The sequence below is a fragment of the Bacillus sp. 1780r2a1 genome (assembly GCA_024134725.1).
Taxonomy (GTDB): domain Bacteria; phylum Bacillota; class Bacilli; order Bacillales; family Bacillaceae_H; genus Priestia; species Priestia aryabhattai_A.
Map to the genome: position 1 here is coordinate 3,179,496 of CP099863.1, position 11,824 is coordinate 3,191,319.

At 41.2% G+C, this 11,824-nt stretch carries 10 protein-coding genes; all 10 read right to left on the minus strand.

Features of this window, described 5'->3' with window-relative positions; all coding sequences use genetic code 11:
- Window positions 1-38 precede the first annotated feature (38 nt).
- On the minus strand, window positions 39-692 hold the full coding sequence (gene pyrE, locus NIZ91_15945) for an orotate phosphoribosyltransferase (GenBank protein ID USY54227.1): 654 nt from the start codon (window positions 690-692) through the stop codon (window positions 39-41).
- Window positions 689-1,411 (minus strand): orotidine-5'-phosphate decarboxylase, encoded by a 723-nt coding sequence (gene pyrF, locus NIZ91_15950; protein ID USY54228.1) that lies wholly within the window; start codon window positions 1,409-1,411, stop codon window positions 689-691. Before pyrF ends, pyrE begins: the two co-directional genes overlap by 4 nt.
- The gene (locus NIZ91_15955) at window positions 1,383-2,324 is read right to left on the minus strand and encodes a dihydroorotate dehydrogenase (protein USY54229.1); all 942 of its coding nucleotides are present in this window, start codon (window positions 2,322-2,324) and stop codon (window positions 1,383-1,385) included. The genes pyrF and NIZ91_15955 overlap by 29 nt, the downstream gene beginning before the upstream one ends.
- Window positions 2,321-3,094 carry a dihydroorotate dehydrogenase electron transfer subunit gene (locus NIZ91_15960; GenBank protein USY54230.1) on the minus strand — a complete coding sequence of 258 codons (774 nt, stop codon included), beginning with the start codon at window positions 3,092-3,094 and terminating at the stop codon, window positions 2,321-2,323. The genes NIZ91_15955 and NIZ91_15960 overlap by 4 nt, the downstream gene beginning before the upstream one ends.
- The gene (gene carB, locus NIZ91_15965; protein USY54231.1) at window positions 3,091-6,303 is read right to left on the minus strand and encodes a carbamoyl-phosphate synthase large subunit; all 3,213 of its coding nucleotides are present in this window, start codon (window positions 6,301-6,303) and stop codon (window positions 3,091-3,093) included. The genes NIZ91_15960 and carB overlap by 4 nt, the downstream gene beginning before the upstream one ends.
- Window positions 6,303-7,388, minus strand: coding sequence for a carbamoyl phosphate synthase small subunit (locus NIZ91_15970; protein ID USY54232.1), 1,086 nt, complete (start codon window positions 7,386-7,388; stop codon window positions 6,303-6,305). The genes carB and NIZ91_15970 overlap by 1 nt, the downstream gene beginning before the upstream one ends.
- Window positions 7,373-8,662: a dihydroorotase gene (locus NIZ91_15975; GenBank protein USY54233.1), complete on the minus strand. Its 1,290-nt coding sequence runs from the start codon at window positions 8,660-8,662 to the stop codon at window positions 7,373-7,375. The genes NIZ91_15970 and NIZ91_15975 overlap by 16 nt, the downstream gene beginning before the upstream one ends.
- Window positions 8,625-9,563 carry an aspartate carbamoyltransferase catalytic subunit gene (locus tag NIZ91_15980; protein ID USY54234.1) on the minus strand — a complete coding sequence of 313 codons (939 nt, stop codon included), beginning with the start codon at window positions 9,561-9,563 and terminating at the stop codon, window positions 8,625-8,627. Before NIZ91_15980 ends, NIZ91_15975 begins: the two co-directional genes overlap by 38 nt.
- Window positions 9,564-9,800: 237 nt before the next feature.
- Window positions 9,801-11,111, minus strand: coding sequence for an NCS2 family nucleobase:cation symporter (locus tag NIZ91_15985; protein USY54235.1), 1,311 nt, complete (start codon window positions 11,109-11,111; stop codon window positions 9,801-9,803).
- Window positions 11,112-11,266: 155 nt separating this feature from the next.
- Window positions 11,267-11,809: a bifunctional pyr operon transcriptional regulator/uracil phosphoribosyltransferase PyrR gene (gene pyrR / locus NIZ91_15990; protein USY54236.1), complete on the minus strand. Its 543-nt coding sequence runs from the start codon at window positions 11,807-11,809 to the stop codon at window positions 11,267-11,269.
- Between the last annotated feature and the right edge of the window lie 15 nt (window positions 11,810-11,824).

The following is an 11,824-nucleotide window of genomic DNA, read 5'->3' on the forward strand; positions in this document are numbered from 1 at the left end:
AGCGTGTCCTTTACCTTGGACACGCTTTTTTATTTAGCTTAAACTGTTTCTTCAGCTGTCATCCAAGCTGGATCCGAAGGATTCTCTCTCCACTTAAAGAGCTTTTTCATTGCACCTTCTTGAATATACCCTGCTTCACTTGCCGCTTCTACAAGCGTTGAATAATCCGTTAAAGAGTAAACTTGCAAACCTTCTTCTTTAAATAATTGGCGCGCTTTTTCCAGTTCGTATGTAAAGATAGATACGACACCGAGTACGTTACAACCTTGTTCTTTTAACGCATTCACTGCTGTTAAAACACTGCCTCCAGTTGAAATTAAATCTTCAATTACAACAACCTTTTGACCTGCTTTTACTTTTCCTTCAATTTGATTGCCGCGACCATGCCCCTTCGCTTTACTGCGCACATAGCACATTGGTAACTCCAGCGCTTCGCTCACCCACGCTGCGTGTGGAATTCCAGCCGTTGCTGTTCCTGCAATTACTTCTGCATTTGCAAAATATGTTTTAATCAAACTTTGTAAACCTTTAGCAATTTCTTTTCGAACGCCTGGATAAGATAGCGTTAGACGATTATCACAATAGATGGGAGATTTAATTCCAGAAGCCCAAGTAAATGGGTGATCTGGCCGAAGGCTAACTGCCTCGATATCAATTAGTTGTTTTGCGATTTCTTTTCGTAAGTTTGTCATTGTGATACATGCTCCCCTTTCCATTGCTTTAACATTTGATAATAAACTTCTACTGGATTCCTTGCGTTTGTCACAGAGCGCCCTACTACAATAGCACTTGCTCCATACTCTCTCGCAAGCTCAGGTGTTGCTACTCGTACTTGATCATCATTTGAATCAAGCGCCATTCGAATTCCAGGCGTTACGGTTAAAAAAGATTCACCTACAGCCTTACGTATACTTGGCACTTCATGAGTTGAGCAGACCACACCATCTAATTTGCTTTGATGAGCAAGAGAAGCATAATGTGTTACAACTTCTTGCATTGAATGTGTAATAAGCTGCTGCTCTTTCAACATCGTATCTGATGTGCTTGTGAGCTGAGTCACTGCGATACATAGCGGGCGCTGTTTACCAACAGAAGTGCCTGCTTCCAGCCCTTCAATAGCCGATTGCATCATATGTGTACCTCCAGCTGCATGAACGTTTACTAAATCAACGTCTAGAGAAGCCAATGATTTCATTCCATTTTTTACTGTGTTTGGAATATCATGAAGCTTTAAGTCTAGAAAAATTTCATGCCCTTGCTCTTTCAGATAAGAAATAATTGCTAATCCTTCTTTATAGAAAAGCTCCATTCCCACTTTCACATAAAGAGATTCTCCTTCAAACGATGTTAAAAATTTCTTCACATCATGCAGTGATGAAAAATCAAGAGCAATGATAAACGGCTTTTTCATACTTTTTCCAGCTCCTTCCTACACATTCAGATACGTGTTCATACCCTAAAGAATTAATTAATTTTGGCAACTCATCGATGATAGTTGGGCAGACGTAAGGATCTACAAAGTTTGCTGTTCCTACTGCAACTGCGCTCGCACCTGCGTATAAGAATTCTAGCGCATCTTCAGCCGTTGTCACTCCGCCCATTCCGATGATTGGAATGTTTACTTTTTGACTCACTTCATGGACCATGCGAATAGCTACTGGCTTAATTGCCGGACCTGATAATCCCCCAGTTCCATTCGCTAGCACTGGCTGTGCTGTTTTCAAATCAAGACGCATTCCCAAAAGCGTATTAATCATTGTTAAACCATCTGCTCCCGCTGCTTCTACAGCTGTAGCCATTTCTACAATGTTTGACACGTTGGGAGATAATTTAACGTATACAGGCACTTCTGATACCTCTTTTACTGCTTTTGTTAAGCGCGCAGCAATTACTGGATCAACACCAAAGGCGATACCACCTTCTTTTACGTTCGGACATGAAATATTTAATTCCAATGCTTTTACATTCGAAGCAGTTGAAATTGTCTTTGCCACTTCGACATACTCTTCAACAGATGCACCTGCCACGTTTGCAATAATGGGTACATCATATTTTTGGAGCCAAACTAATTCTTCTGACATGACTTTTTCTAACCCTGGGTTTTGTAATCCGATTGCATTGAGCATCCCTGCCTGCGTTTCTGCAACGCGTGGTGTTGGATTTCCAAACCTTGTTTCCGCAGTTGTAGCCTTAATCATAATAGCTCCAAGCGTATCCAATGAATAAAACTGTGCATACTCTCTTCCAAACCCAAAGCATCCTGAAGCTGGCATGATGGGATTTTTTAAATCTAGGCCTGGTAATGTCGTTTGAAGCATGTTCATAAAAGCACCTCCCCTGCTTGGAAAACCGGTCCATCACTACAAATTTTCTTATATGCATTAGACTCTTCATTTTGACGACAGACACATGCAAAACAAGCTCCAATTCCACAACCCATTCTTTCCTCTAATGAAATATAAAGGGGCTTATCGCTATAGTTTGCTTCTAAAGCACGTAGCATAGGCGTTGGACCACAAGAGAACATCGTATCGTACGGCAGCTGAAGCTGATCGATTATATCCGTCACAAACCCTTTTATTCCCCACGTTCCATCTACCGTTGCAATATGCGTATCTCCTAGCTCGTTAAATTCTTTTTCATAAAACACATCAGCAGCTGACTGAAAGCCTAGTATATGAACAACCTTAATTCCTTTTGCTGTTAATCGTTTGGACAGCTCGTATAGAGGAGGAACTCCAATTCCTCCACCTACCAATACAGCTGTTTTCCCACTTTCTAGTACATCTGTTGGAAACCCGTGACCTAAAGGTCCTAACACATCTACTGCTTCGCCTGATTGCTTGCTAGCAAGCAGCTTTGTTCCCGCACCTTCCGCACGATAAATCATCTTAAACTCATTTGCATCTTGATTAATTTCAGCGATGCTAATCGGCCTTCTTAAAAGAGGCAAATACTGATTTTCAACGCGAATGTGAACGAACTGACCAGGCTCATTCATGAAACGAACAAGCTCGCCTTTCAGTGTTAATTCGTAAACGTTATGAGTTAAAGGACGCTGTTTGACGACTTGCATCATTTCATGTTTGTTCATACAGTTGTCACCTCACGAGCTGGACGCGCTTCTTTCATCGGTACAGTGTGGAAACTAATTGTTTCAAGCACGCGTAGAATTGCTTCAGCTGTATCTAGTGATGTTAAACAAGGTACGCCATTTTCAACCGCTTCACGGCGAATTTTAAATCCATCACGAGCTGGCTGCTTACCTTTTGTTAACGTATTAACCACAAGCTGTGCTTCACCTGTTCGAATGACATCCAATAGATTATGATCTTGGTCGTGAATTTTGTTCACAACTTTCACGCGGATATTTTCTTTCTCAAACACTTCAGCTGTTCCTTCTGTTGCAATAACTTGATAACCGATATTTGCAAATCGTTTTGCAAGCTCTGTTGCTTCCTCTTTGTCTTTATCTGATACGGTCATCAGTACTGAGCCGTATGGCTTGATTGACATTCCTGACGCGATTAAGCCTTTATAAAGAGCTTTCTCATACGTAGAGTCTTGCCCCATTACTTCACCCGTTGACTTCATTTCTGGTCCAAGCGTAATATCAACACGGCGTAGCTTTGCAAATGAGAACACCGGTACTTTTACATATACGCCTTCTTCTTCTGGGTGTAAGCCTGACTCGTAGCCGAGATCTTTTAGGCTTGTTCCTAAAATGACTTTTGTTGCAACGTTAGCCATTGGAATGCGCGTAATTTTACTTAAGAACGGTACCGTACGACTTGAACGTGGGTTTACTTCTAGTACATAAACCTCACCTTTTGATAGAACAAACTGGATGTTCAGCAGTCCAATAATGTTCAAGCCTTTCGCAATTCTTGTTGTATAGTCGATAATTGTGCTTTTTACTTCCTCTGACAGTGTTTGAGGAGGATATACTGCAATTGAATCTCCTGAGTGGACACCCGCGCGCTCTACATGCTCCATAATTCCTGGAATAACCACTGTTTCACCATCAGAAATTGCATCTACTTCAATCTCTTTCCCTGTTAAGTAACGGTCGATTAAAACAGGATGATCTGCGTGTACTTTTACTGCATTTTTCATATAATGTAGCAGCTCTTCTTCTTTGTATACAATTTCCATTGCACGTCCACCGAGTACATAAGAAGGACGAACAAGAACTGGATAGCCGATTTCACTTGCAACAACGACCGCTTCTTCAACTGAAGTTACGGTTTTGCCTAAAGGTTGTGGTACATCTAATCGAGCAAGCGTTGCTTCAAACTTTTTACGATCTTCGGCTGCGTCTAAGCTTTCTAGAGATGTTCCTAAGATTTTTACACCTCTTGCTGCAAGCTCTTCTGCTAGATTGATAGCTGTTTGTCCACCGAACTGAACAACCACACCTTCTGGTTTTTCTAAGTCGATAATATGCATTACATCTTCTACTGTAAGCGGCTCAAAGTACAATTTATCTGAGATACTAAAGTCAGTTGAAACCGTTTCTGGATTATTGTTAACGATGATTGCTTCGTAACCAGCCTCTTTAATGGCCCATACGGAATGTACCGTTGCATAGTCGAACTCAATTCCTTGACCGATACGAATCGGACCAGAGCCTAACACCATCACGCTCTTGCGATCTGTTACGATTGACTCATTTTCCTCTTCAAACGTTCCGTAGAAGTAAGGTGTGCTTGATTCAAACTCTGCTGCGCATGTATCAACTGTTTTATAAACTGGTGTTACGCCGTTTTGCTTGCGGAAATCATATACTTCACGCTCTGATTGATTCCATAGCTTTGCAATGGTATCATCCGCAAATCCCATTTCTTTTGCTTTCTGTAACACTTCAATATTATGAACCTCTTCTTTTAGCACAGATTCAAATCGAATTACTCGTTCAAGCTTTACTAAGAAGAATAAGTCAATTTTGCTCCAATCGTGAATCTGTTCAATTGTTACACCGCGGCGAATTGCTTCAGCGATATAGAATAAACGCTCATCGCCTGCTTTACGAATTCTTTTTTCGATGATTTCATCACTAAACTCATGCGCATCTTTAAGCTCTAAGTGATGAACATTTGCTTCTAGTGAACGAACTGCTTTTAAAAGTGACTCTTCGAACGTACGGCCAATTGCCATTACTTCGCCTGTTGCTTTCATTTGTGTTCCAAGCTTACGATTAGCTGATTCAAATTTATCAAACGGCCAGCGTGGAATTTTTGATACGATGTAATCAAGCGCTGGTTCAAAGCATGCATACGTTTTTCCTGTAACAGGATTCATCATTTCATCTAGAGTTAATCCAACAGCAATTTTAGCGGCTAGCTTTGCAATTGGGTATCCCGTTGCTTTCGATGCAAGTGCTGAAGAACGGCTTACACGTGGATTTACTTCAATGACATAATATTGAAAGCTTTCTGGATCAAGCGCTAGCTGCACGTTACATCCACCTTCAATTTTTAATGCTCTAATAATTGTTAGTGAAGCATTTCGTAACAGCTGGTATTCGCGATCGCTTAACGTTTGACTCGGTGCTACAACGATCGAATCACCCGTATGAATCCCTACTGGATCAAAGTTTTCCATATTACATACAACAATCGCATTATCGTTTGCATCACGCATTACTTCATATTCGATTTCCTTAAATCCAGCGATACTTTTTTCTAACAGACATTGCGTTACCGGACTGTGCTTCAAACCGCTTGTAACAATTTCAATGAGTTCTTGTTCGTTGTGGCAAATACCGCCGCCTGTTCCACCTAACGTGTATGCTGGGCGAACAATAACCGGATAATCTACTTCTTCAACAAATGAATATGCTTCGTCAAGCGTATGGATAATTTCGCTTGCTGGAACGGGCTGGTTTAACTCGTTCATTAGAGAGCGGAACTGCTCACGATCTTCTGCTTGTTCGATAGCTGACAGCTTTGTACCAAGAATTTCAACATTAAATTCTTCTAAAATGCCTGTGTTGTGTAGCTCCACAGCTAAGTTTAGACCCGTTTGACCTCCAAGTGTTGGAAGTAAAGCATCCGGGCGCTCTTTGCGAATAATTGAACTTACAAATTCAACCGTTAGAGGTTCGATATATACTTTATCTGCCATTTCGGAATCTGTCATAATCGTTGCAGGATTAGAGTTTACAAGAATAACTTTGTATCCCTCTTCTTTTAATGCAATACATGCTTGTGCACCCGCATAATCAAATTCTGCTGCTTGCCCAATGACAATTGGACCTGATCCGATTACTAAAATAGTTTGAATATCTTGACGTTTTGGCATTAGCAATTACCTACTTTCTGATTGTTTTTCATAAGTTCCATAAACTCATTAAATAATCCGTTTGCGTCCTCTGGTCCAGGTGATGCTTCTGGATGATATTGTACAGTAAACGCTGGATACTTCGTATGCTTAACTCCTTCAACTGTTCCATCATTTAACGCGATATGCGTAATTTCTAAATCCGTATTTTCTAGTGATGCTTCACGTACCGTATAGCCGTGATTTTGAGAAGTAAGAGCAACTTTATTTGTTCGTAAATCTTTTACAGGGTGGTTAGAACCTCTATGACCAAACTTCATTTTCTCTGTATCTGCTCCGCAGGCTAATGAAAACAATTGATGTCCTAAGCAAATTCCGAACAGAGGTACTTTCCCTAAAATCCCGTTAATCATATCGATAGCTTCCGGCACATCTTTTGGGTCTCCAGGCCCGTTGCTAAGCATTATTCCATCTGGGTTCAAGCGAAGAATCTCTTCTGCAGTCACATTGTAAGGGACTACGATAACGTCACACTGGCGAGCCGTTAATTCTCTAAGAATACCGTGCTTCATTCCATAGTCAACTAGTACTACTTTTTGACCGCGTCCTGGACTTGGATATGCATTTGTTGTTGATACTTTTTCAACTGAATCTGTTGGCAAGCTGTAGCTTTTAAGACTTGCAACTACTTCTTCTACGTTCACATCCATCCCACATACTCGACCGCGAAGCGTGCCGTATTGACGAATTTTACGCGTTAGTTTGCGCGTATCAATTCCAGCTAAACCCGGAATGTCTTTTTGTTTTAAAAACTCATCAACTGAAAGTTCACTTCTGAAATTTGATGGAACTTCGCAAACTTCTTTAACAATTAAACCGTGCACAGCTGGTTCAATCGATTCAAAATCATCGCGGTTAATTCCGTAATTTCCAATCATAGGATATGTTAAAGTGACGATTTGCGCGCAGTAAGAGGGATCTGATAGAATCTCTTGATATCCCGTCATTCCTGTATTAAAGACAACTTCTCCCGTCATCTCTCTTTCGCTCCCAAATCCTTCCCCAATAAATACTGTTCCATCTTCTAAAATTAGTTGACGTTGCATACTTTAACATCCTCCCATACTTGTTTACCTTCTACTAATGTCATGACTGGCCAACCCTTGCAAGGCCAGTTTGCAAATGGTGTATTTTTACCTTTTGATACAAATTCTTCTGGGTCAATCTTTCTTTCTGTTTCTAAATCAATGAGCGTCAAATCTGCTGGCTTTCCAACTTCAAGCGTTCCGTATGGAAGCTTAAATGTTTCTGCTGGCTTGTTCGTTAAGTACGAGATGAGCTGCTCTAACGTAATGACTCCTTTTAAAACTAAGTTTGTATAAAGAAGGGGGAACGCTGTTTCAAGCCCAACAATTCCAAACGGAGCAAGCTCCATTCCTTCCGCTTTTTCCTCAGCCGTATGCGGCGCGTGATCTGTTGCAATAAAGTCAAGCGTCCCGTCTAATAATGCTTCAATTAACGCTTTTTGATCTTCTTTTCCGCGAAGCGGTGGATTCATTTTGAAGTTAGCATCAAGCGCCGTAATATCATCTTCGCTTAATAGCAGATGATGCGGCGTTACTTCGGCAGTTACTCGAATACCTGCTTTTTTCGCATCGCGAATTGTACGAATGGACTCTTTTGTACTTACATGACATACATGGTAGTGACAACCTGCTTCTTCCGCTAATAGAACATCTCTTGCAATCTGTACAGCCTCACAAATGGATGGAATTCCGTTAAGCCCGTGCTCTTTTGCAAACTTTCCGTCATGCACACACCCTTTGTTAATCAGTTCATTATCTTCACAGTGTGCAACAATTGCTTTATCTAGCTCAGCAGCTTTTTTCATTGCTTCTAGCATCTTTCCTGTTGACTGAACACCTACGCCATCATCTGTAAAAGCAAACGCTCCTGCTTCTTTTAGTCCTTCAAAGTTTGTAAGATCTTTTCCAAGCTGACGAGTTGTAATGGATGCATAAGGTAGCACACGTACGTGAGCCGTTTCTTCAATTCGTTTATTCAGCCATTCCATTTGTTCAACAGTATCTGGTACTGGACGCGTATTTGGCATAGCTGCAATTGCTGTAAATCCACCTTTGGCAGCTGCTAATGTTCCAGTTGCAATCGTTTCTTTCTTTTCCCCACCCGGTTCTCTTAAATGAACATGTACATCGATAAACCCTGGTGCTACTAAATGACCGTTTGCATCAATAATTTTTTCATCCGCTGCGGGAATCTCGTTTGCAATTTCAGTGATTATGCCATTTTCAATCTTTAATTCAATTCTTTCACGCTTTCCCTCAGTTAACCATGTAGCATTTTTGATGATTGTTTTCATTGTTCATTCCCCTTTCAACTGATTGTAATGATTGTGCTAAAACAGCCATTCGGATGTAAACTCCATTTTCCATTTGTTTGAAAATTCTTGAGCGTTGACACTCAACTAGTTCATCTGCAATTTCTACACCACGGTTGACTGGGGCTGGGTGTAAAATAATGCTGCCATCTTTCATTCTTTTCTCTCTCTCAATCGTAAGACCGTAGCGGCTATGATATTCTTCCTCTAGAGTAGAGTTACTTTTTGAATGTCGTTCAAACTGAATCCGCAGTAGCATCACCACATCAACAGCTTGTATAGCCTCATCCACGTCTATATATGTACCATATGGATTTGATTCATCCCGCCACTCTTCTGGTCCAGCGAAATAAACCGTTGCGCCTAGCTTTGTTAACAGTTCAGCATTTGAGCGGGCAACGCGGCTGTGCCTCAAATCACCCATAATGGCGATTTTTAAGCCTTTAAAAGATCCAAACTCTTGTTGAATCGTGAGTAAGTCCAATAGGCTCTGCGTTGGGTGTTGACCACAGCCATCTCCTGCATTAAGAATTGGAATCGATACTTGTTCTTGAAGTTTTTCATAATAACGATCTTCTGGATGACGAATGACCACTGATTGGACTCCAATTGCTGCTAGCGTCTCAATGGTGTCATAAAGAGTTTCTCCTTTTTGGACACTTGACGTTGTCACTTCAAAAGGAATGGTTGTTAATCCTAACTTTTGCTCAGCCATTTCAAAACTGCAGCGCGTTCTTGTGCTCGCTTCAAAAAACAGGTTTGCCACAAACATCTTTTCTTTTGGGTACCACCCTTTTTTATTTATTCGATAGTTTTCAGCATCGCTTAAGATTTGTAGAATTTCATTTACTTCTAGCGTTGAGACTGTCACTAAATGTTTCATATCGATTCCCTCCATTTGTTTCATCTCATTCACTTTTTATAACATTCAACTTTCCTAAGTGAAGAATTCCTTCATCTCTACTGTCTGTTAGTTAAACTTGTTAAATGTTATTTAGCGGTATAGGCGGAATAAAAAACACCCTCTCTTGATATAGAAAGGGTGTGAGAAAACAAGCATCGTCTTTGACGCGCTGTACTACACCCTTGGAAACCTCTCTGGATTTCTTTTAAAAGGCGTTTATGAAATTTTTTGATTTCCTTGCATTTCTTCCACTTCTGAAGTCACAGCTTCTTGTTCTTTCGATTTTGGCAGTACAAGGTTTAAGATGATTCCTACAATCGTTGCAAGTGCCATTCCGTCGATCTGTACTTGTTCAGAAAGCTCAAGGTGTGCTCCCCCAACTCCTAATACGAGAATGATTGATGCGATGACTAAGTTGCGTTTATCTCCAAGGTCAACCTGTCCGTCAACCATCATGCGCAGCCCTGATGCAGCTATAATTCCAAACAAGAGGATTGATACACCACCCATGACTGGTGAAGGTACGCTTGAAATAAGCGCCGTCACTTTTCCACTAAATCCAAACAAGATGGCAATGACCGCTGCTCCTCCTAGTACAAAGACGCTAAACACTCTTGTAATTGCAAGTACTCCGATGTTTTCACCGTATGTTGTATTAGGAGGACCTCCGATTAAGCCTGCAAGCATCGTTGCAACTCCATCACCTAACACAGTGCGATGCAAGCCTGGCTTTTCAATATAGTTACGATCCACAATCTTATTTAACACCAGCAGATGTCCAATATGTTCTGAAAGCGTCACTACAGCTACAGGGACCATGACTAGAATAATGCCTAGCGAAATCGATGGCGTGTAGGACACGAATGGAATATAAAAATCTGGGACTGCAATGAATGGTGCTTCTTTTACTTCTTTTAAGCTTACTAAGCCTTGTGTATAGGCAAAAAGATAGCCTCCAACAATTCCGATAAAGATTGGAATCAAGCTAATAATATTTTTAAAGTATACTGAGCAAATGACCGTAATAGCGAGTGTAACAAGGGCTACAAGCAGGTATTGACTGCTGTAATTCCCATCAGCATCATTCATCGCCATGCTTACAGCCGTGTTCGCTAAGCCCAAGCCAATTACAATGATAACGGGCCCTACTACGATTGGTGGCAATATCTTCATGACCCAGTTAATTCCTGTTCCTTTAATAACAAGAGCTACAATTCCGTATACTAACCCTGCTAGGAAACACCCCACCATGGCCTGTTCAGGTCCAAGCGTTGCTTTGGCTGAAATAATTGGTGCGATAAACGCAAAGGATGACCCAAGGTAAGCCGGTACTTGCCCTCGCGTAATTAGCAGAAATGCCAGGGTCCCCACTCCACTTGATACAAGTGCTACGGCTGGGCTTAATCCTACTAGAAACGGAACTAAAATCGTTGCTCCAAACATCGCAAACAGGTGCTGAATACTAAGAGCTAACCATTTTATCGGACTTGGTCGATCGTGTATATCGAGTATAATTTGTTGTTTCATTTTTCTCTTCTCCTTTTACGCCCATAAAAAAACCTCTTTACACAAGTGCGCAAAGAGGTTTCCACAGCATAAAACAACATGACAAATCATTTGCTTCACGCAGTGTTTCCCCCTTTTGCAGCCTCACGGGACTACCGTTTAAAAGGGCGTGTATATTATTTTTCGTAAATGGCTACTTGGTCCAGTTCATCAACTTCTGCTAACTGAACGGCAATTTTTTCTGACTTCGCTGTTGGCACGTTTTTCCCAACGTAGTCCGCACGAATCGGAAGCTCTCGATGGCCTCGATCCACAAGCACAGCTAGCTGAATTAGCTCAGGTCTGCCGATATCAATGAGCGCATCCAGCGCTGCACGAACCGTACGACCCGTATACAATACGTCATCAACCAATATGACGTTTTTGCTTGTAATATCTGTAGGGATATCCGATCCCTTTACAAGTGGCTCATCATTATTCGTTACTTTTGATAAATCATCTCGGTAAAGCGTAATATCTAGCTCTCCAACTGGTAGCGTTTTTCCTTCAATTTGTTCAATACGCTCAGCTAGACGCTTTGCTATATAAATTCCACGCGTCTTGATTCCAACAAGGACGCAGTTATCAATCCCTTTATTCTTTTCAATAATCTCATGCGCGATTCTTGTTAATGCGCGACGAATTGCTTGGTTATCTAGTACAGTTGCTTTTACATTCATCTGTTCTTCACCCCA